The sequence below is a fragment of the Bacillus altitudinis 41KF2b genome (assembly GCF_000691145.1).
GTDB classification, from domain to species: domain Bacteria; phylum Bacillota; class Bacilli; order Bacillales; family Bacillaceae; genus Bacillus; species Bacillus altitudinis.
Genome location: NZ_ASJC01000002.1, coordinates 1 through 20,700, shown reverse-complemented (window position 1 = coordinate 20,700; position 20,700 = coordinate 1). Strand labels below are relative to the sequence as shown.

Annotated in this window: 26 protein-coding genes, 1 tRNA gene and 1 riboswitch; of the genes, 20 read left to right on the top strand and 7 right to left on the bottom strand. The window is 40.9% G+C overall.

Annotated elements, in window-relative coordinates:
* Positions 1-6: 6 nt before the first annotated feature.
* The 15 genes from BA79_RS04090 to BA79_RS04025 all read left to right on the top strand — a co-directional run bounded on the left by BA79_RS04090 (position 7) and on the right by BA79_RS04025 (position 9,199).
* Positions 7-429: a DUF2634 domain-containing protein gene (locus BA79_RS04090; RefSeq protein WP_008344087.1), complete on the top strand. Its 423-nt coding sequence runs from the start codon at positions 7-9 to the stop codon at positions 427-429.
* Positions 422-1,468, top strand: coding sequence for a baseplate J/gp47 family protein (locus BA79_RS04085; protein ID WP_035701133.1), 1,047 nt, complete (start codon positions 422-424; stop codon positions 1,466-1,468). The genes BA79_RS04090 and BA79_RS04085 overlap by 8 nt, the downstream gene beginning before the upstream one ends.
* Positions 1,455-2,378 (top strand): YmfQ family protein, encoded by a 924-nt coding sequence (locus BA79_RS04080; RefSeq protein ID WP_035701130.1) that lies wholly within the window; start codon positions 1,455-1,457, stop codon positions 2,376-2,378. The genes BA79_RS04085 and BA79_RS04080 overlap by 14 nt, the downstream gene beginning before the upstream one ends.
* 11 nt (positions 2,379-2,389) lie before the next feature.
* Positions 2,390-2,773 carry a phage tail-collar fiber domain-containing protein gene (locus BA79_RS04075; RefSeq protein ID WP_008344081.1) on the top strand — a complete coding sequence of 128 codons (384 nt, stop codon included), beginning with the start codon at positions 2,390-2,392 and terminating at the stop codon, positions 2,771-2,773.
* Between the two features lie 15 nt (positions 2,774-2,788).
* A complete protein-coding gene (locus BA79_RS04070) occupies positions 2,789-3,667 on the top strand; it encodes a hypothetical protein (protein WP_008344078.1) in 879 nt (292 codons plus the stop codon).
* 10 nt (positions 3,668-3,677) lie between these two features.
* Complete coding sequence (locus BA79_RS04065; RefSeq protein ID WP_008344076.1) at positions 3,678-4,007, top strand: XkdW family protein; 330 nt, start codon at positions 3,678-3,680, stop codon at positions 4,005-4,007.
* The gene (locus tag BA79_RS04060) at positions 4,004-4,177 is read left to right on the top strand and encodes a phage portal protein (RefSeq protein WP_017359001.1); all 174 of its coding nucleotides are present in this window, start codon (positions 4,004-4,006) and stop codon (positions 4,175-4,177) included. The genes BA79_RS04065 and BA79_RS04060 overlap by 4 nt, the downstream gene beginning before the upstream one ends.
* A gap of 7 nt (positions 4,178-4,184) precedes the next feature.
* Complete coding sequence (locus BA79_RS04055) at positions 4,185-5,315, top strand: pyocin knob domain-containing protein (protein WP_008344072.1); 1,131 nt, start codon at positions 4,185-4,187, stop codon at positions 5,313-5,315.
* 33 nt (positions 5,316-5,348) lie between these two features.
* Positions 5,349-6,767, top strand: coding sequence for a hypothetical protein (locus BA79_RS04050; protein WP_008344069.1), 1,419 nt, complete (start codon positions 5,349-5,351; stop codon positions 6,765-6,767).
* A gap of 2 nt (positions 6,768-6,769) precedes the next feature.
* Entirely contained in the window at positions 6,770-7,117 is a 348-nt protein-coding gene (locus BA79_RS04045; protein ID WP_008344067.1) for a hypothetical protein, read from the top strand.
* Entirely contained in the window at positions 7,118-7,264 is a 147-nt protein-coding gene (locus BA79_RS18865) for an XkdX family protein (protein ID WP_008344064.1), read from the top strand. It abuts the gene before it with no gap.
* Positions 7,265-7,319: 55 nt separating this feature from the next.
* Positions 7,320-7,532, top strand: coding sequence for a BhlA/UviB family holin-like peptide (locus BA79_RS04040; RefSeq protein WP_008344062.1), 213 nt, complete (start codon positions 7,320-7,322; stop codon positions 7,530-7,532).
* 12 nt (positions 7,533-7,544) lie between these two features.
* Positions 7,545-7,808, top strand: a complete 264-nt coding sequence (locus BA79_RS04035) for a phage holin (protein ID WP_008361671.1) — start codon at positions 7,545-7,547, stop codon at positions 7,806-7,808.
* Between the two features lie 19 nt (positions 7,809-7,827).
* Positions 7,828-8,649, top strand: coding sequence for a peptidoglycan recognition protein family protein (locus tag BA79_RS04030; RefSeq protein WP_017359002.1), 822 nt, complete (start codon positions 7,828-7,830; stop codon positions 8,647-8,649).
* Positions 8,650-8,752: 103 nt separating this feature from the next.
* A complete protein-coding gene (locus BA79_RS04025; RefSeq protein WP_017359003.1) occupies positions 8,753-9,199 on the top strand; it encodes a hypothetical protein in 447 nt (148 codons plus the stop codon).
* Between the two features lie 59 nt (positions 9,200-9,258).
* Here BA79_RS04025 and BA79_RS04020 read toward each other — a convergent pair.
* Together BA79_RS04020 and gbsR are read right to left on the bottom strand one after the other, a co-directional pair.
* Positions 9,259-9,331: transfer RNA gene (locus BA79_RS04020), tRNA-Ala, on the bottom strand.
* Positions 9,332-9,403: 72 nt separating this feature from the next.
* The gene (gene gbsR / locus BA79_RS04015) at positions 9,404-9,961 is read right to left on the bottom strand and encodes a transcriptional regulator GbsR (protein ID WP_017359004.1); all 558 of its coding nucleotides are present in this window, start codon (positions 9,959-9,961) and stop codon (positions 9,404-9,406) included.
* Between the two features lie 206 nt (positions 9,962-10,167).
* Here gbsR and betB point away from each other — a divergent pair, with 206 nt between their 5' ends.
* Together betB and gbsB are read left to right on the top strand one after the other, a co-directional pair.
* Complete coding sequence (gene betB, locus BA79_RS04010; RefSeq protein WP_035701124.1) at positions 10,168-11,637, top strand: betaine-aldehyde dehydrogenase; 1,470 nt, start codon at positions 10,168-10,170, stop codon at positions 11,635-11,637.
* 27 nt (positions 11,638-11,664) lie between these two features.
* Positions 11,665-12,873 carry a choline dehydrogenase gene (gbsB, locus tag BA79_RS04005; RefSeq protein WP_035701121.1) on the top strand — a complete coding sequence of 403 codons (1,209 nt, stop codon included), beginning with the start codon at positions 11,665-11,667 and terminating at the stop codon, positions 12,871-12,873.
* A 40-nt stretch (positions 12,874-12,913) separates the two neighbouring features.
* Here the strand turns inward: gbsB and BA79_RS04000 are convergent, their stop codons facing one another.
* Positions 12,914-13,393, bottom strand: a complete 480-nt coding sequence (locus BA79_RS04000) for a DinB family protein (RefSeq protein ID WP_035701118.1) — start codon at positions 13,391-13,393, stop codon at positions 12,914-12,916.
* Between the two features lie 205 nt (positions 13,394-13,598).
* Here BA79_RS04000 and BA79_RS03995 point away from each other — a divergent pair, with 205 nt between their 5' ends.
* The gene (locus BA79_RS03995) at positions 13,599-14,129 is read left to right on the top strand and encodes an NfeD family membrane protein (RefSeq protein WP_017367919.1); all 531 of its coding nucleotides are present in this window, start codon (positions 13,599-13,601) and stop codon (positions 14,127-14,129) included.
* A gap of 11 nt (positions 14,130-14,140) precedes the next feature.
* Entirely contained in the window at positions 14,141-15,688 is a 1,548-nt protein-coding gene (gene floT, locus BA79_RS03990; RefSeq protein ID WP_008344044.1) for a flotillin lipid rafts scaffold protein FloT, read from the top strand.
* Positions 15,689-15,719: 31 nt separating this feature from the next.
* Here the strand turns inward: floT and ftsW are convergent, their stop codons facing one another.
* Genes ftsW through BA79_RS03975 form a run of 3 tightly spaced genes read right to left on the bottom strand, consistent with a single transcriptional unit; the run spans position 15,720 to position 18,666 of the window.
* Entirely contained in the window at positions 15,720-16,853 is a 1,134-nt protein-coding gene (ftsW, locus tag BA79_RS03985) for a putative lipid II flippase FtsW (protein ID WP_411238312.1), read from the bottom strand.
* 5 nt (positions 16,854-16,858) lie between these two features.
* Positions 16,859-18,013, bottom strand: coding sequence for a rod shape-determining protein RodA (rodA, locus tag BA79_RS03980; protein ID WP_008344041.1), 1,155 nt, complete (start codon positions 18,011-18,013; stop codon positions 16,859-16,861).
* A gap of 14 nt (positions 18,014-18,027) precedes the next feature.
* Complete coding sequence (locus tag BA79_RS03975; RefSeq protein ID WP_035701111.1) at positions 18,028-18,666, bottom strand: DUF1232 domain-containing protein; 639 nt, start codon at positions 18,664-18,666, stop codon at positions 18,028-18,030.
* 169 nt (positions 18,667-18,835) lie between these two features.
* Between BA79_RS03975 and BA79_RS03970 the strand changes: the two genes are divergently transcribed.
* Complete coding sequence (locus BA79_RS03970; protein WP_035701109.1) at positions 18,836-19,390, top strand: GNAT family N-acetyltransferase; 555 nt, start codon at positions 18,836-18,838, stop codon at positions 19,388-19,390.
* A gap of 239 nt (positions 19,391-19,629) precedes the next feature.
* On the opposite strand, the gene thiT is transcribed toward BA79_RS03970, so the two are convergent.
* A complete protein-coding gene (thiT, locus tag BA79_RS03965) occupies positions 19,630-20,205 on the bottom strand; it encodes an energy-coupled thiamine transporter ThiT (protein ID WP_007500615.1) in 576 nt (191 codons plus the stop codon).
* Positions 20,206-20,302: 97 nt separating this feature from the next.
* A riboswitch (TPP riboswitch) is annotated at positions 20,303-20,405 on the bottom strand.
* Positions 20,406-20,700 lie beyond the last annotated feature (295 nt).

Here is a 20,700-nt window from a genome sequence, read left to right as displayed (position 1 = left end):
ATGAATGTGGCACTTTCACCAGAGGAAGAAATCGAGGAAACAGAGGAAGATGAAGAGGTAGAAACCTCGACGACGTATCGCATAGATTTTGAAAATGGCAGGCTGACAAATGAAGCCATTACAGGCATTGAATCGATCCGTCAATTTATTTATATGACATTGCGAACAGAGCGCTATGCACATCCCATTTACAGTCACGATATTGGCACTGAAATTCAGGAGCTATTGACTGATACTGAAGCAACTGATGAATACAAAGAAATGGAGATTCCAAGATTGCTTGAAGAAGCATTGGTCGTTGATGAGCGGATTGATCATATTGAAGAGATAGAGGTCACGAAGCAAAATGATGCCTTTCAAGTCAAACTAACCATTGTCACAGATGAAGGCACATTAGAAATAGAGGAGGTGATGGAGGGAGATGTTTGAGGAGCAAACGTATGAGGCGTTGATGGAAAGAATGCTGGACAGGCTGCCAGATGACATAGATAAAAGAGAAAACAGCGTCATTTGGAATGCCTTGGCGCCTGCTGCTGCTGAACTGGCTCAGTCGTATATTTGGCTTGATCAAGTGTTTGAGCTTGTCTTTGCTGATACAGCACAGGGGGAATTTTTAGATCGCCGAGCGGCAGAAGTAGGGATTGAACGAAAGCCAGCCACCAAAGCGGTGTGGTCCGTAACCATTCAACCAGAGAACGTAAACATTCCAGCAGGATCAAGATTCTTTATTGAAGACGTTTATTTTCAATTTTCAAAGGACGGTACACTAGAATGCGAGACAACTGGTACAGCCGGCAATGGGCAATTAACAGGTCAGCCGCTGCTATCGCTTGATACCATTCCAGGTCTAGAGTCGATGATCATGAAGGAATTGGTGATACCAGGGCAAGAGGAAGAAGATGATGCGTCATTATACGATCGGTATTTAATACGCGCAAGGCGAGAGGCTGTCAGTGCCAACAGAGCACATTACAAAAAGTGGGCCGAGGAAGTGGTTGGTGTCGGCAGAGCGAAAGTGTTCCCGCTATGGAATGGAGAGGGAACGGTCAAAATTGTCATCACAGACGGCAATCTAGATGTAGCCTCTGAGCTTCTTGTCAAAAGGGTCCAGGAGTATATCGATCCTGTACCGGGAGAAGGAGAAGGGCAAGCTCCTATTGGCTCAAAAGCAACTGTGGAAAGCGCCAAGTGGCTGGATATTGACGTAGAAGTGTCCGTCGAACTTCAGATGGACTGGACACTTGAGGGTGCGCAAAAAGAAATAGAAGAAAAGGTCAAAGCACTGTTAAAATCAACCGCATTTGAAAAAAGTACGATTCGAATGTCCGCTTTAAATGATATTTTGTACCATTCAGAGAGTGTGTCCGATTATGCAAACGTCTTATTGAATGGGGAGTCAAAAAACTTAGTATTACAGGACATTGAGATACCACGTCTGAGGCAGGTGAAGGTTATTGAGCAAACTTGATGAAATGAAAAACTACTTGCCGCCATATTTCACAGAGATTTATGATGTGGATCATTTACTAAAAACGGAGGCGCCAGAGTTTGAACAATTGGACGAATCCATTTTTGATGTAACGGATCAGTTCTTCCCTTTAACAGCGACGTGGGGATTGAATCGGTGGGAGAGAATGCTCAAGGTGCAGCGAGAGTCAGATGATTCGATTGAGCTGCGCAGGGCACGATTACTCAATATGATGTCGAACATTCCACCAATTACGTATCTTTCATTAGAGAAATCTGTGAATCGATTTCTTAAAAATCCAAGTGCGATCATCCGTCTTACAGTCAACCGTTATCATTTTGCATTGCGTGTCAACCTAGATGACCTGCAAAACACAAGATATATCGTCGAAATACTCGAAACGTTAAAGCCAGCACATTTGGCGTATACGTTCACCGCCATTCATCATACAGATGTTCATGAAAAAAATGATCATCACCAGCGGCTCACACTGCGAAGCAGAGTGGGCTTTTTCGATCATATTCCAATTTTACTCAATGGTGAATTCGTATTAAATGGAACGTTCTATCTTAGCGGGATACGAGGTGCTACGGAGGTCCCAGCTCGTTTTCGGCATTCATTAAAGATGAGAATGCCGCTTCAACAAGAGAAAGAAACAGCATATCGTATGAATTATGTCATGACTGGAGCATCTCATGAAACGAAGCAAGCAGCTACGCTGACTTTTCGCGCAAAGAACCAGCTTTTACATCAAACAAAAAAGAGGATGACGTTCCGCTTACCAGTACATGTTCAAAATGAACAAGGCGGCAGTTTACTGATTAAGGAGCATTACTGGATTCTCGATGGATCCGTTCCACTTGATGGATCAAAAATGCTAGCAGCAACTTCTAAAAAAATAGACCTATAAGGAGGATCACAATGGCTGATCAATTAACCGTAACCACACTATATGCACGTCAACAAATGGCAAAGGCACGAGCAGAAGGAACAAAACTCACAAAAGTCGTCAAAATGGCGTTCGGAAGTGGAGGAACAAAGGATGGAAAACCAATCTCTCTTGACGGAACCGAACAAGCACTCAAAAAAGAACTGATTCAAAAAAATATTGACTCGTTTACCTTCATGGAACCGGCAAAAATCCGCTACACCTGCACCATCGCTGAAGGAGAACTCGCAGGCGAAGTCATCAATGAACTAGCCCTTGTCGACGAAGCGGGCAAATTCACCGCCATCCGAACCATGACAGACAAACAAAAAGACGGCGACATCGAATTTGTTTTTGAGATTGATGATATTTATTAATGGAGGGGAAAAGAAGTGGACATAAAATCACCTTTACCGTTTGAAACCTCTGACAAAGCCCATGCCAACTTATTTAACCGGATGGTCAACACACTTGTGGAGAATGACAATGCGCTCAGTCAACAAATAGCAGGGATCACGAATGAAAGTTTATTCAAATTAACAGGCGATCAAGCCATTCAAGATGCATCAGTCAGCGGCGAGGAATATCCAATAGGTATTACGTTTATGGATATTGGACAAGCGAATGATACCGGTTATCCTACGAGATTTGGCTTTGTGAAAAATGAAAAATATAGTAACTTTCGATTTATTCAATATTACTATGGAACTGGAAACGAAGCAGGCAGCTATTTTGATAGTACAGGTACGTGGTGTCGTCACTGGTGGACGGGGTCTGGCTGGACTGAATGGCACAAAATCTCAGGGTTTTGTCATGCCAATATAGGTACAACTGGAAAGCAGTTATTAACCAAAGGAGAGTATCAAAAAGTCCTTTTTAATCGAAAAATTAAAGACAGTCATAACAATTTTGATATCAAAAATAATCGGTTCATCTGCCCTGAAAACGGAATGTATTCAGTGAATGCAGGTGTTTATATTGAAAGCTTTCAACGATACGCGAACTTTGAATTATCGATCTATTTGAATGGAAAAAGATATAAAAATATTGCTCACCATAGACAAAGCCCTGCAAGCCCATCTGATACATTGAGCTTAAGTACCGGGCTTTATGGTGCTGCCAATGTGCCAGCGAATAAGGGAGACTATTTAGAAATGTACCTATATGTAGGGTATGACGGAGACGTTAGTCGATATGTGTCGGAAAATTCAGGCTGGTACAACTATTTCGACATTACAGAAATAGGCGGACGAAATTTCCCGAGAGTATAGGAGGATTCTGATGATTTTATATGAAGCCATTAAGTATAAATACCCCGATGCAGACCCGCAAAAAGATTTTGAACTTAGAAATGACGGAGACGGTTCGTATATAAACGAGTGGCATCTAGATGTGCCCGAGCCAACGGTAGAAGAATTGAAAGAATGGTGGGAGGAATGTCAAATCAATCCAAGATATCAACCACCTCTGCCGCTAGATTATCTAGCACAAGAAGTAGCTAAAGAAAAGCTAATGAGAAAACAGCTTGAACATCAATGTGATCATTTAACAAGCGAACTAAAGAAGCTAAAAAATGAGATCCTTTTATTTAAAGGAGATAGTGAATCATGAATTATTGGGTAATGGCATTATATTTTAAATGGGTGACCCCTGAATTGGTCAAACAAGCAGTCGAACTAGGTGATTGTTCAATGGAAGATTTAAATGAAGGATATGAGCAAAGAATTCTTACTCTAGAGCAGCTGAAAGAAATGGCACCAAGCATCAAAGAAAGGGAGTGAAAATTGAATGGAAGTAAAAGAACCAAAGCCTTTTGAAGTAAATGATAAAGCACATGCTGATTTGTTTAATGACATGGTCAAAGTACTTCTTGAAAATGATCATAGATTAATAGAGCAGTTCTTAAAACATACAAATGATGCGAAAGTACACGCATCTGAAATAGAAAAGAAAAAATGGAATGATTCACAGAGCTATAAAATCACAGCAGATAGTGGAAGACAGCTGATCAATGTGTCAACTGATGGAAGAATATTTGATGCGATAAAAGATAAAGGAACTTGTACATTTTATGCAGCTGCTGGTGTGGAGGATTCCCCGGCTTCATCGAATGTTTCAATCAGGGGACTGCAGACAGTAGGACAAGAAAATATCGGCACTGGCTTTGCGGTGGATAGTTCTGGGATTGCTTATTCCTTTTATTATCAGACCGGTCATACATCGATTACTTGGACAAAGCTGCCTACAGAAAGCGATAGAAACAGGTGGGATAACGGTCAATTAGTAAAAATCACTCAAGATAATGGAAAGCCCTTTTATCATGGATTTTCTAGCGAGACAGACTACAATACCCTTACTGAGACAGGGATGTATCTCATATATAATACAGGAGTAAACGGTCCCTCTTCTTCCTTGAATCGAGTGTTTTTATTGGTCATGAGTTATGGCAATACATTAGTTCAAATAGCTTATGAATCTGTTTATGGGAAGAACACCTACTTTAGAGTTCTTAAACACAATGCAGAATCATGGACACCTTGGGAGAAGCAAATAACGCTTTCCGATTTATTAGATGGTGCTTGGGAAACACCTAAAGAAATTAAAGGCAACTGGCAAGAATATGATCCTGTTAATTTACCAGTTAAATATCGAAAGAATCTCTTAGGGGAAGTCGAGATCGTAGGTGCGATAAAAGGTGGGATTTTAGGAAATAATCCAGTGTTTAACTTGCCTGCACCATATCGGCCGCAGCAAGCGATGCATTTTATAGGAGTTGCTTCAAGTATAGGGACACCAGGAGTACCTCAATTTCATCGTACATTAATAGATAAGAATGGAAATGTATGTGTGCAGTCTTCTTCAAATAATGCCAATCCCACTGAGTTTATTACATTTGGTTTTAAGTTCAGTACAAGATAATGTAATAAAACTGAAAGGTGAAAGGAGAATCTGATGGAGATAAAGACACCTCGTATTTTCAAAACCAGTGACAAAGCCCATGCGGAACTGTTTAATAACATGGTTAAAGTAATTCTTGAAAATGATGCTGGACTATTGGACCAAATCAATCAACACAAAAATGACACAACATCTCATGCAGCTGAAACAGAAAAGCAGAAATGGAATCAATCCCAGCTCTATAAAATGACGAATGATAACGGGGCCCAGTTGGTTAATATCCCTGCTGGCGGGAGTATTTATAATGGAATTAAATCTTTAGGTGCCTGTTCATTTTATGCGCCAGGAGGTTCTGGAGTAGTCGATTCTCCCGCAATCGGGAATGCGGCTTTAAGAGGCTTTCAGTTAGTAGGTCAAAATAACATCGGTGTAGGAATTGCAATTGATACATCGGGCAACGCATTTTGTTTTTCCTATCATGTGAATGATGTCGGAATCAACTGGCTTCAATTACCTACTCAAAATGAAAGAAATAAATGGGATGCAGGACAATTATCTAAAATTACTGCTGATGACGGAAGGGCTTACGAAAGAATTAATGCAAATGATCCTAGTATTTTAGATAAGCTCACAAAATTACCAGGCGTCCATTCGTGGTATATCCATGAAGCACACCCTGATCTGCCAACAAGAAGTTCTATGAGAGCCTTATCTGTTTTTAGTGAAAATACCTATGGCTGGATTATAGGGGCAAATAATACAGGTGATATGTACATCAATCGATCAACGACTGATGTCACGGGCACTCAGCAAGAATGGAGCGGGTGGAAGAGGCTGAACGATCATCCATTATTAAATGCAAATGGAACTAGAATGCTTATTCCAACTGGCACAGATATACTCACCTTGCCCTCTGGTTTTTATTATGTCTCTGGAACGAATGCAGTGAATATGCCAACGACGACCGATGCCTCGTGGTTTAATGTAGATATTCTAGAAGCAGCCGGTAAACGTAAGACTCTTCATATCATTAGAAGTTATGACAATATGCATTGGTTTGGAACAGTGCATACTGATGGTGTTTTTACTGGCTGGAAACGTTTGTTAACCGACACAGAGAAAATAGAATGGAAGTCCCCAACCACTCTATTAAACGGATGGAAACAATATGGCACTCAAAAAGTGCAATTTTATAAGAATCCATTTGGAGAGGTGGAGTTAATTGGAGCTATGACAGGAGGTACTATAGGTTTTGAAGTACCTGCTTTCACATTGCCAAGTGGTTATCGGCCTATACAGGGGATGCATTTTATAGGGGTAGCATCAAGTATTGGTGCTGCTTCAACACCGCAAACACACAGGACACATATTAATACTGATGGTAATGTGTATATACAAAGCGTTTCCAATACGACAAATACAAATGAATTTATTACTTTCGGCTTTAAATTCATATCGGCACAGGAGGGATAAAATTGAAATGGATATATAAATACGATGATAAATTCAATTACATCCCGGGAGAAGAAATAGAAATTGAAGAAGGCGAAGACATCCTAAAAGGGCATACAGATGTAAGACCTCAAGATGGTTTGTATAAAGGTAAATACAATGAAGAGAAAAGGGCATGGTATGAGTCGGCAACTCTAGAATACATTGATCACTTTCAGGTAAAGCCGCTGCCAACATCAGATATGGATCTATTAAAACAGCAAAACGCCGATTTGCTTGAGCAGCTGGCCGAGTCAGAAAAGAGAGCAAAAGAACAATCAAAAACAACATCAGAACTTGTCATGCTGCTGACTGAAAAGGGGGTTATGTAATTGGATTGGTTCCGTAGTATTTCATTGTTCTATCAATGGAAGTGTTATGAAAATGAAGATGTAGCAAAATTTGTTCGTTTCGAGAAGATTACGCCGGAACAATACAAAGAAATAACAAACGAAGAATATGCAACTAACGCTGAATAGGCGTTTTTATTTTGCCTTCTTTAGAATGTGCAAAGTGAGGGAGTAGGTGAGTGTAGTGGAAATGGATTTGACTCAATATTTAATGACACAAGGACCGTTTGCGGTGTTATTCTGTTGGGTGCTGTTTTACGTATTAAACACAACAAAGGAAAGAGAAAACAAACTCAATGAGCAAATCGAGGCGCAAAATGATGTGTTAGCAAAGTTTAGTGAGAAGTATGACGTCGTGATCGACAAGCTCGATAAAATTGAACGGAATTTAAAATAGGAGGAAAACATCATGAAAACATTCGACAAAGGCACTGTGATTCGCACAGTGCTTCTTTTTATTGCGCTTATCAACCAAACGCTTGTCATGTTTGGACAAACGGTGCTGCCGATTAGCGAGGAGCAAGTGCAAACCGTAGGAGAGGCACTATATGTGGCAGGTTCCACAATTTTCACTATGGTCACTGCCGTGATCGCTTGGTTTAAAAATAATTATGTGACCTATAAAGGTCAATTGCAAAAAGATGCCCTGAAACAAAGAGGGTTAACAAAATAATTTTTGAAGGAGAAACAATATGGTGAAGATCATTCAAGCACTCATCCCAAAACAAAATCGCAACAGGCCAGGAAACAGTATGAAGCCGCTCTATATTACGGTGCATAATACATCGAACACTGGACGGGGGGCTGATGCGGCAAATCATGCAGCATTTGTTGCTCGGGCAAGTACCGGGGTTAGCTGGCACTACACGGTCGATGATCAGGTCATTTATCAGCATTTGCCACTAAACGAAAATGGCTGGCACGCAGGAGATGGCAGGGGAACCGGCAATATGAAATCAATTGGAATTGAAATTTGTGAAAATGCAGGCGCTAATTTTGAACAGGCTGTTAAAAACGCCCAATGGCTTATTCGGAAACTGATGGGGGATTTAGGAATTCCTTTATCAAACGTGGTGCCACATAAGCATTGGAGCGGGAAGGAGTGTCCGCGTAAGCTGTTAAATCGGTGGGATGGCTTCAAAGCTGGTATTGCATCAGCATCTACAAGTCAAATGACAACAGCTAAACCTGTGAAAGAAACATCTATCAAAACCATATCAACGAGATCAACATCTAAAACCAACAAGGTCAAAAAAACATACAGTTTGCCTGCAGGTATTTTAAAAATGACGAAGCCTCTTACAAAAGGGTCAGCTGTAAAAGCTGTACAACAAGCCTTAGCATCGATTTATTTTTATCCTGATAAGGGAGCGATCAACAATGGAATCGATGGGTACTACGGACCCAAGACTGCGAATGCAGTGTCTCGATTTCAAATGATGCATGGGTTAACCCCGGATGGCATATATGGTCCAAAGACCAAAAAAACATTAAGTAAGGTCATAGAAAGTTAACACATATGGAATGAATCAACCCTTATCTATTATAAAAAAAGTAAAATAAAACCATTTTTGGCGTTATTTGTTGTATAATGGTAAAAATGAATGGAGGGGTTGTATGAAGCGGATATGTGTAATGATGTCTCTTTGTTTCATTGTCATGTTCCATTTTAATATGGAAAAGGTTGCAGCTAAGACCATTTATCGAGAAGTAGAAGTTGATTTCATCATGACGGAACAGGAAAAAGATCTGTGGGTACCAGGAGGTCAAAATAATCCTGAACAATATCCATCTACTTATGGCTACCAATTTTCTATACTAAATGCAGAGGGTTGTACTTTAGAGGTGACACTCTACAGAACATCCTTATCAGGAACGGATTTTCCGTCATCAGTCAAAGAGTATACAGGTAACCAATATGATCTAAGTGCAACAGACCGAATTTTATCAAGTGGGCGCTACATTTATAGACCCCATGGTATTAAACTGACCAAAAAAGAAGGCTGTGGGGATGTTGAGATAAAAGGAGTCTTTGGTTATCAAATTCAAGAACCAGACAAATAAGCTTTTATGAGTAAAATCAAATGAAAAAGCCTATCCATCATTGGATAGGCTTTTGATAATGGAGCATAGCGGGATCGAACCGCTGACCTCTACGCTGCCAGCGTAGCGCTCTCCCAGCTGAGCTAATGCCCCGAAGCATTACGACATAACTTATTATAATCAATCCTCCTGTAAAATTCAAGCTGTAAAACACAAACACTCCGGCTATTTTTCTTTCTGATCAATCGGAATATAGTCAAAGATTTCTCCCGAATGAACCGAGTGGGCTAATCGTCTAAGCCAGTCGTAGTAGGCTTTTGAGCTTTCAAGCTGTTCAATGAGCTGTTTCGCTTCCTCTCTTTCATGTTCCTCCGCCTGATCATCACGAGCTACACCTTGAAGGCGTTCTTGCGCTTCTTCAATCGCTGCTAGATTAACCTCGACCTCTCGTTCCCATTTTTGCGGGAAGAAGTTCATGAAAAACTTAAAAAAGTCTTTCTCAGCAACAAAGCTGTGTTTTCTTCGGCCACGGTGAAAGGTCTTTTTGACAATATTCATGTCTTGCAGTTTTTTCACACCCGTACTCATACTAGGCTTACTCATTTGCAGCTCTTCACGCATTTCATCCAGCGTCATTTCCTCATTTAAATACATCGTCCCATATAGAATACCCGCACTTCTAGTAATGCCATAGAGATCCATTGTTTCAGCGATGGAATCAATGACGAGATCTTTAGCAGCTAAAATGCGTTCTTCTGCTTGTGGCTGTTCCTGCTTTTTCATCTTGTCCCTGCTTTCTATTAAGTGAATTCAATACGTTCAAAAAAATCTTTATGGACTATATGTTAACGAAAGAATGCAAAATGTCAAAATAAAAGAAGCATATCCCCCTTTGACAGAAAAATTTGAACATGTTAAGTTAATTATGTTCAAAACGTTAAATTTTTATTTAACAAACTTACCAAAGAGAATCAGAGGAGGTTCCTTCTATGAGTCAAACACTATTTATCGATGGACAATGGGTTGGCGCTAAGAGTGGCGACACAAGAGATATCATCAATCCATTTAATCAAGAAGTGATCGCGACAGTCAGTGAAGGATCAAGAAATGACGCGCAGTTAGCCATTAAGGCAGCGAGAGAAACCTTCGATCAAGGTGATTGGGCAAACATGCCTGGACTTGAAAGAGGAAATATTGTGTTTAAAATTGCTGAATTGATTAGGCGAGACCTAGATGAATTAGCCAAATTAGAATCACTTGATACCGGCAAAACATTAGAAGAAAGCAAAGCGGATATGGACGATATTGCGAACGTGTTCCAATATTATGCGGGGCTTGCTGATAAGGATGGCGGGGAAATCATTGCATCGCCTATTCCAAACTCAAAAAGTGAATTAGTCCGAGAACCTGTCGGTGTATGCGGTCAAATCACTCCTTGGAACTATCCATTGCTTCAAGCGAGCTGGAAAATCGCTCCTGCCCTTGCAGCTGGAAATACAATCGTACTAAAGCCAAGTGAAATTACACCATTAACCACGATAAAAGTTTTCAAACTTATGGAAGAAGCGGGTGTTCCAGCAGGCGTTGCCAACTTAGTACTTGGACCTGGAGCAACTGTTGGAGATGAGCTGGCTGTCAATGACCAAGTCGATTTAATTTCATTCACAGGCGGTATTGAAACAGGGAAGAAAATCATGCAGGGAGCCAGCGGGAATGTGAAAAAAATCGCCCTTGAGCTCGGCGGGAAAAACCCGAATATCGTCTTTCAAGATGCTGATTTAGACGTAGCGGTTGACCAGGCAATGAATGCTGTGTTTTTCCATGCAGGGCAAGTGTGTTCAGCAGGTTCACGCTTGTTAGTGGAAGAATCTATTCATGATGAATTTTTAGAAGAACTGGTGAAGCGTACGAAAAAAATCAAGCTAGGCAACGGCTTTGATGAAGGAACCCAGAGCGGACCGCTCATCTCAGCTGAGCATCGAGAAAAAGTAGAAAAATACGTCAGCATCGGTTTAGACGAAGGCGCAACATTAGAAACAGGTGGGAAACGACCTGATGCAGAGGAGCTTCAAAAAGGATTCTTCTACTTGCCGACGATTTTCTCAGGCTGTACATCAGAGATGCGAATTGTACAGGAAGAAGTGTTTGGACCAGTCCTCACTGTTGAAACCTTCCGATCAGAGGAAGAAGTCATCGAGCTGGCAAATGACACGATTTATGGTTTAGCAGGAGCGGTGTGGTCTTCTGATATCGGCAAAGCCGAACGAGTGGCTCGTCAATTAAGATTAGGCACGGTATGGATCAACGACTTCCATCCTTATTTTGCCCAAGCACCGTGGGGCGGGTATAAACAATCAGGTCTTGGACGTGAATTAGGACGTACGGGCCTTGAAGAATATACGGAACTAAAACATTTATATCGAAATACAAAACCAGAAGCGGTTCATTGGTTTAAATAAATATCACTTATCTGGAGGAGATTCTATATGACTTTAAATATGAAAATTGAAAGCATGCAAAAATTCCATACGTTTGAAATTCCGACTGTCATCAAGCACGGCATTGGTGCAGTGAAACATGTTGGGGAAGAAGTGAAAGCATACGGCGTTTCAAAGGTATTGCTTGTCACAGATCCTGGTATTTATCAAGCAGGTGTTGTAGATCCAGTGATTGCTTCATTAAAAGAAGCGCAAATCGATGTCGTTCTATTTGATAAAGTAGAGCCAAATCCGCCAGTCCGTCTAGTGAACGAAGGATCTGCTTTATATGAAAAAGAAGGCTGTAATGGATTAGTCGCAGTAGGCGGCGGCAGTTCAATGGATACAGCAAAGGCAATCGGAGTAGAGGCAACTCATGAAGGCTCAGTCCTTGATTACGAAGCGGCTGAGGGGAAAAAACCGCTTGAAAATAGAATCCCTCCGTTAACCACAATTCCGACAACGGCTGGTACAGGTTCAGAGGTCACGCAGTGGGCAGTGATCACTGACGAAGAAAGGGAATTCAAATTCAACACAGGTGGACCGCTCATTGCAGCTCACCTAACAGTGATTGATCCTGAGCTTCATGTATCTATGCCGCCGCATGTGACGGCAATGACGGGTATCGATGCGCTTGCGCACGCGATCGAATGCTATACGATGAAGTTTGCTCAGCCAATTACAGATGCGGTAGCACTCATGGCCATTGAATATGCTGCTCATTATATTCGCCGTGCCTTTGCCGATGGAGAGGATTTGGAAGCAAGATATGGCATGGCACAAGCTGCGATGCTTGCCGGACTTTCCTATGGCAGTGAATCAGCTGGCGCAGCCCATGCGATGAGCCAAACGCTTGGAGGGATTATTCCAGTCGCACATGGCCAATGTGTAGCGGCAATGATGGGACCTGTCATGGAATATAACTGGAAAGGGTACCCAGAGAAATTCGCTCGAATTGCGCAAGCATTCGGTATTGATACAAGCAGAATGACAACAGAGGAAGCTGCAAAAGCAGCAGTGAATTGGATGTATGATTTAGTGGAAGACCTAGAAGTTCCTTCATTAGAAGAACAAGGTGTACCAAAAGATATGATCGACCGTTTATCTAAAGAAGCAATGAAAGATCCGCAAACAGTTGGAAACCCAAGAGACCTGAACGAAAAAGCATACAACTGGATTTACGCTCGTTGCTTTGATTTAACACCTAAAACAGTGTAACAATGAAAAAAGGCTCCCAAAAGGGAGTCTTTTTTACATCTTATAGCTGTTCTTTAATTTCTTTAATTTGATGAATATGGCGCTTTTCATGTGCGCCGATAAAATCAAGGTATTGCTTTAATGAAAGTTCTTCAAATACAGGATGTGCAATCACGCGTTTGAAATCTTCCTCTATAAACGTTGATAAAATTTGATTTAATTTCTCACGAGCTGTATCAAGCTCATCTTTTAAATGTGTAGGTGTCACATGCTTGCGCTCTGGTTCAACAATACTAGGCGCGGTGGCTTTTCTTGAACGATCCTCTGCCATTTCCACCGGCTTTGGCTCATATTCTTTAATCGGTGCTTTTTTCCCCTCGGCAGCTAGATGTTTTGCTGCAACTAGGTCCATCTTCTTTAAATGATCTGCAACTTCTTGAATACTCCAAGTATCATCAGATAATTTTTGATTTAATTGTTCTTCGCTCAATCCTTGCAGCTCCTGCCACAATTCTTGTCTTGCTTCATGTAATAAACTCATTTCTCTCACCTCAAGATCAAATTTTATCATACTGGTACAAGACAATCATTCTTTAGCTATCCGAGAAATCCTTTAATGAATTGTGATGAAAAATGAAACCTTTACAAAAGTGGTTCGTATTACCTGTTAGAAGGAATACACTTGGATGTGAGCATAGTCTAAATGAATGAAAGGCTGCTCATTTCATAAAGAAAGGGTGAGGAAGATGGATGTGTTTGGGCTGCCTCTTCAGACGCTGTACTTATACATATTGATGGTATCAGGAATCCTGACGCTTGTTTTCGTCTTTTTTGGCGATGTATTTGATGGATTGTTTGAAGCGATTCCTGTCCCGTTCCTTCAACCAACATTGATCCTCGCATTTCTTACCTTTTTCTCGGCTGGAGGATTTATCTCTGAAAAAACAGCAATTGTAGGAAGTGGACTTGGCGCCGTATTATCTGCCATCCTCGCAGTGGTTCTCGTTACTTGTTTACATGTATTTGTCTTAGTCCCGCTTTCCTCTGCTGAAGAATCTCTTTCATATACGGAGGCCGACCTAAAAGGAAGAACTGGGGAGATCATTGTATCTGTACCAAAAGATGGGTTTGGAGAAGTGCTGTTAATTAGTAACAGCGGAAAAATCTCAAAGCCTGCCGTCAGTTTCGACGAAGAGGAGATTCCATATGGAACCCGGGTGCTGGTCGTCGAAGTGAACAAAGGCGTGTTATCTGTTATACCAAATGAAGAAATCTAGGAGGGAATGCTATGCCAGGAACAACCATATTAATTATTATTGGAATTGTGCTTGTGATTCTCATTGCACTTATTGGTGTATTTGTTTCGAAATACCGGACTGCTGGTCCAGATGAAGCATTAATCGTCACAGGAAGTTACCTCGGAAGTAAAAATGTCCACGTGGATGAAGGTGGAAACAAGATTAAGATTGTAAGAGGTGGAGGTACCTTTGTACTCCCTGTTTTTCAACAAGCAGAGCCGCTCAGCTTACTATCTAGCAAGCTAGATGTTTCAACGCCTGAAGTCTATACTGAGCAGGGTGTACCGGTCATGGCGGATGGAACGGCCATCATTAAAATCGGCGGATCAATTGAAGAAATCGCCACTGCGGCAGAGCAGTTTTTAGGGAAAACAAAAGAAGATCGTGAAAATGAAGCAAGAGAAGTACTAGAAGGACACCTTCGCTCCATTTTAGGGTCAATGACAGTCGAAGAGATTTATAAAAACAGAGAGAAATTTTCTCAAGAAGTACAGCGTGTCGCTTCTCAAGATCTAGCGAAAATGGGTCTTGTCATTGTATCGTTTACAATCAAAGATGTCCGTGATAAAAATGGCTATTTAGAATCACTAGGTAAACCTAGAATTGCTCAAGTGAAACGCGATGCAGATATTGCGACAGCAGAAGCAGATAAAGAAACACGTATCAAACGTGCAGAAGCAGATAAAGATGCGAAGAAATCTGAGCTTGAGCGTGCCACTGAAATCGCTGAAGCAGAAAAAATCAATGAGCTGAAAAGAGCAGAATTCAGACGTGAACAAGATACAGCAAAAGCAAGCGCTGACCAAGCGTACGATCTTGAAACAGCTCGTAATCGTCAGCACGTAACTGAACAAGAAATGCAAGTCAAAATCATTGAACGTCAGAAGCAAATTGAATTAGAAGAAAAAGAGATCCAGCGTCGTGAGCGTCAATACGATTCTGAAGTGAAAAAGAAAGCAGATGCGGACCGTTATGCTGTTGAGCAGTCGGCTGCGGCGGAAAAAGCGAAGCGTCTTGCAGAAGCAGATGCGAAGAAATACAGCATTGAAGCAATGGCAAAAGCAGAAGCAGAGAAAGTTCGGATTGACGGGCTTGCCAAAGCAGAAGCCGATCGTGCAAAAGGGGAAACAGAAGCAGAAGTCATTAGGTTGAAAGGACTTGCGGAAGCAGAAGCGAAAGAGAAAATTGCAGAAGCATTCGAACAGTATGGTCAAGCGGCGATTCTTGATATGATTGTGAAAATGCTACCTGAATATGCGAAACAAGTATCTGCTCCACTTTCTAACATTGATAAAATTACAGTTGTTGATACAGGTGGTAACGGGGAAGGCAGCGGCGCCAACAAAGTGACCGGCTATGCGACAAACCTTATGTCCAGTCTTCAAGAAAGTCTGAAAGCTTCCTCTGGAATTGATGTTAAAGAAATTATTGAGAATTTCTCTGGCAAAGGCAATGTGAAACAAAGCATCCAAGAACTGACGAATGAAATCAAACAGCCAAGAAAAAAAGAAATCGCTGATCGTCAAATAGAAGAATAAAAATCAAAAGACACCTTCTGATAGAGGGTGTCTATTTTAATTGGGGTACATGCCGGTGTCTTTTGATAGATGAAGAGAGATTCACAAGAATGCCTGCAGATATCATCATGAACACCAATGAAGATCCGCCGTAGCTAATAAAGGGAAGAGGAATGCCTGTAATGGGGAGAAGCCCAAAGACAGCTCCTAGATTAAAGGCTGCTTGAATCGTAATTTGAAAAGTAAGCCCGATCGTTAATAGCTTTCCAAATGGATCTTGTAAACCTTGAACGATTCGAACGGCGCGATACATGATGAGTAGGTAGGCACCCATCACAAACAACAGCCCCATGATTCCCAGCTCTTCACTAATGATGGCCATAATAAAATCTGTATGGGCTTCAGGAAGAAACCCTAGTTTTTGAATGCTTCCGCCTAAACCATTCCCGGTAAGCCCTCCTGAATTCATGGCGAGATAAGAATGGATCAGCTGATAACCATCTCCATCCTCATACATGAAAGGATCACGAAAAGAAGTGATTCGTTTCAAGCGATAAGGAGCGGTCACAGCAAAAAAAGTGATCCCTGCCGCAGCTGTCGAACCTAGTAGAATGAGGTGGCGTGTTTTAAGTCCAGCACATAATAAGACGATACCGCAGCTCAATAAAATAGAAACTGCTGTACCTAAATCTGGCTGTTTTAAAATCAATAAAAAAGCTAGACTTAAAAGAAGAAGTGGAGGCAGTACTCCTTTTTTAAAGGATGTAATGTACGCTTGTTTCCTTGCATATACATAGGCAAAATAGATGATCATCACTAATTTCACAGCCTCAGACGGCTGGATGATCAGAGAGCCCAAATGAATCCATCGCTGTGAATTGTTTTTGACAACACCGATTCCTGGAAGTAGGACAAGGAGAAGACATAGCAGTGACAGCATCACAAGCCAACGAATCCATTTACGGTAAGCTTGATATGGAACCAGGGCTGCAGCGATGAAAAAGAAGAACCCAATCAAAAGCCATTGCCACTGTTTCATGAAGAAGTAGCTGCCCTGTCCATATTTTATTTCGCCTAAAGGATAACTCGCACTGTACACCATCAGCAATCCAAAGAAACAAAGACAAACAATCGTCCCAGCAAGAATGTGGTCGATTTTTTTTAGGTGAGAAAGAATCAATGACATCACCTTCAATCCCAGTTACGTCCAAACATGTAGGATGAGGACCTCAAATTGACACTAAACACAAGGCCAATGGCGATCATATTGGTTAAAAGCGCACTACCCCCATAACTGATAAAAGGAAGGGCAAGACCAGTCACAGGCATTAGCCCTACTGTCATCCCAACGTTTTGGAAGACTTGAAAGACGATCAGCCCAACCACCCCAGCACATATATAAAGCCCATAAAGGGTATTCGCATGCATAGCCACATGAATCATTCGATAGACCATCATAAGATATAAACAGATCAATAGGGAGGCGCCGATAAAACCAAATTCCTCGCCAATGACTGCAAATATAAAATCTGTATGGGCTTCAGGGATATTTCCCCCTTGTACTTGATTTCCTTTTGTATACCCGCTTCCTGATAATTGTCCTGACCCAATGCCAAGCATTGCTTGTTTCAGTTGATACCCATATGTCGAATCAAATTCATCAGGGGAGAGCCACCCATAAATGCGATCAAGCTGATGAGGTTTAATCACTTTTGTAAAGTGCTCAAAATGTTCATTGTGCAAGTAGGTCAAAAATGCAAGAAGCGCGAGAAAAGAAGCGATTAATGCAGCGATCATCTTACTTGAAATGCCTGACACAAGCATCAGTGTAAAAGCGATAGACAAGATCACAAGTGCCGTCCCTAAATCTGGCTGAATTAAAATCAGGAAAAAAGGAACAGCGGTCCAGCATATGATGTTCATTGTAGGAATCATGCTTTCTTTAAACGAAAAGCGCTGATGTTTGTATCGATTTAAAATAGCCGCTAACAGAAGAATGACAAAAATTTTCATAAATTCTGATGGTTGCACTTTCATGGGCCCCAAGCTGATCCATCTTTGGGAGCCATTTTGATTCGTGCCAAAAAAATGAACGAGAATGATGAGGAAGAGACCACCTGCAAATAATCGAAAAGATAACCGCTCAAGCAGTTCATAATCAAAGTAAGCAACTGCCGCCATAAGGCCAAAGCCGACGATATACCAGAAAACTTGTCTTTTGACGAAATAAAACATATCTTGCGTTTCATACTGTCCCGATCCGCTATACACAGCTAGTAGGCTGATCACAAAGAAGCAAATGACAGTGAATAATAATGCGAAGTCAATGCTGTTCTGTTTTTTCATGTCTCCGTCACCTGCTATGACCTATTTGTCAGCTGGTTTAATACGACCTGCACCGCTGCAGCGTCATCAATATAGCCGATCGGAAAAATATAATCTGGTATTAAATCAACGGGCATAATGAAGTAAAGTAATGCGCCTCCCATCAACATCAATTCTCGAGACGTCCCCCGTCCGCTCATGAACGAGCTGTACATGCTTTTCAATTGATCAAGAAATGGCCCAACACCACTTATCGTATCTATCTTTTTTTCAAACTTTGCTGAGATCGTTTCTTTTCCCTCTTCTGATTGACTATAGGTCTCATATTCATTTAACTTCTGTTTCAATTCATTCTCGCTGAACGTCCCGTCATAGACATCATGATCTTTCAGCGTTCGCTCAATCTCTTCTACGGCTTGAATGAACGTATTACCGTGAACTCTTTCGTTTTTAATTGAAAATCCAGCCGTGGCCAATAGATGATCTAAAGAAATGTGTAGAGCATCTGAAAGCCGCTGTAAATGGTTCAAAGTCGGTTTTCTTTTTCCGTTCATGATTCTAGACAGTGTGGCTTTATCAATTTCTGTTTGTGTACTGAGTTCTCTTAATGAAAGAGAACGTATTTGCAGTTGTTCTTTTAAAAACTGCCGAAGCTCAGTTGTTTTAAATTCCATCTCTTCTTTCCCCTTTTCATAAAGTTCAACTCTTCAATAAAAGAAGTCGTACCCAATATATAGGGGTGTTGACAAAATGTCAACGAATATCCATTAGGGATTGAATTTTATAAAATAGAAACTTATCATATGAAACATAGAGTAAGAAATGGCTAAAAGGGGTGTGCAGATGAAGGTTAGACATGCAGTACATAATGATATTCCTAAAATTGCCGAAATTCATGTGAAGAGCTGGCAAACGACTTATCACGGCATTATTTCACAAGAGTATTTAGATGCTTTGAATGTAGGGGAGCGGGAAGAGAGCTGGAGAAGCAGGTCGCTTGAAGGCACGTTTGTCGCAGAGGATGCTGACGGAGTATTTGGTTTTGCTTCCTTCGGAAAACAGCGTGATGAGAGATATTCAAAATATGATGGTGAGCTTTATGCCATCTATTTGTTGCAGAGAAAACAGAAATCAGGAGCGGGTATGGCTTTGATTGCAAAAGGTGTGGATTATTTAATAGAGAAGGGCTATCAGAATATGCTGCTCTGGGTATTTGAGCAAAATTCAGCGAAGCAATTTTATCAAAAACTTCAACCTAGTTTTGCCGTCACCAGCCAGTTCGAGCTGGCTGGTGAGAACCATGAGGAAATAGGGTATGGATGGGAGCTGTCTGTACTAAGTGCTCATGTTCAACAGATTATATCGTCAGCTTCCAGTAATAATGAGAGAAAAAAGTAAAAAGCGTAGCGAGCAAAATATAAGAGATAAAAGGAGAAGCCTCTACTTTTCCTTTCACACCTGCTATTTTTAATGCCTCATAGAAACTGGCCAAAAAGTAGGCGAGACTGAGGATGTAACAGCACAGCATAATGGAGTAAGGATTCATTGTCGTACCTCCAGCATGAAATCTTCTACTATTAATAGATTCAATAGAGCAGCAAATTATGCATAAAAAATAACCCGCTGAAACAGCTGGGTTATTTTTGTCGAGGAAAAACCAAACGAGACGCACTAGGGATGAGTAAACAAAGAACAATACTACAAATGATAAATGAAGGAATCATATATGTGCTGTTATAAACTAATGAATACACCCAACCTGGTGTTCCTTTTGGTGCATAATGAGAAAAGAAGACTACACCTGAAATAAAGAACGTCAGCAGTCTGAAGAAACTGGCGACAAATACAGCTAGGATAATATAGAAGAATTGTTTCTTTCGCTTTTTATCCTGAATGGCTTTTTTAATTGATCCTGAGAATAGCCCGCTTAAACAAATCACAACAGATGCGACAAAGTAATCGAGAAATCCTTGTACAGGTGTGGCGATAATAGGATTGTTCATCAGCTGCAGTCCTGCGATTAACACACCGATGATAAATCCAGCAGACACGCCCCATCTAATGGACATGAGGATGACAGGAATCATGATCAGTGCAATTGACCCGCCGTTTGGCATTCTTAAAAAGAGACCTGATAAATAATCTAAAACAAGTGCAAGAGAAGTCATGATGGCGATCTCCATCAGTCGTACTAATTGATTTGATTGCTGCATAAAAAAATCCCCTTTTCACGAATTGTGCAAGGAGAGACCATGTCAGGATGAGTATGTGATTCATAGAAAAACATATCGGCTTGAATACAATGCATGTATGCAAGTGATTCCACATTCCTACTTCAGTATTAACTGACAGGTTCAAAGGGTCAGAACAACGAATTGTTCACTCTCAGCACGAAGCTCCCCCTGCGGTTATTTAATTTCAATCTATTATAAATATACTAAAGACCTACAGGATCAACAATAGTGAATTACGGAGTTAAGCCCTTTTTGTACGAATATATAGGAAGAGATCAAGAAAAATAAATTATTTAGAAAAAATACTTGTTTCTTCTTTTAAAAGGTGTTATATTTGTATTCGCCGCTGAAACAGCGCGGTTGAGAAATAACATTCAAGAAAAAAGTTGTTGACTTCATCTTGATAGAATGTTATATTAATAAAGTCGCCTCTGAGCGAAAATGAAGATGATCTTTGAAAACTAAACAAGACAA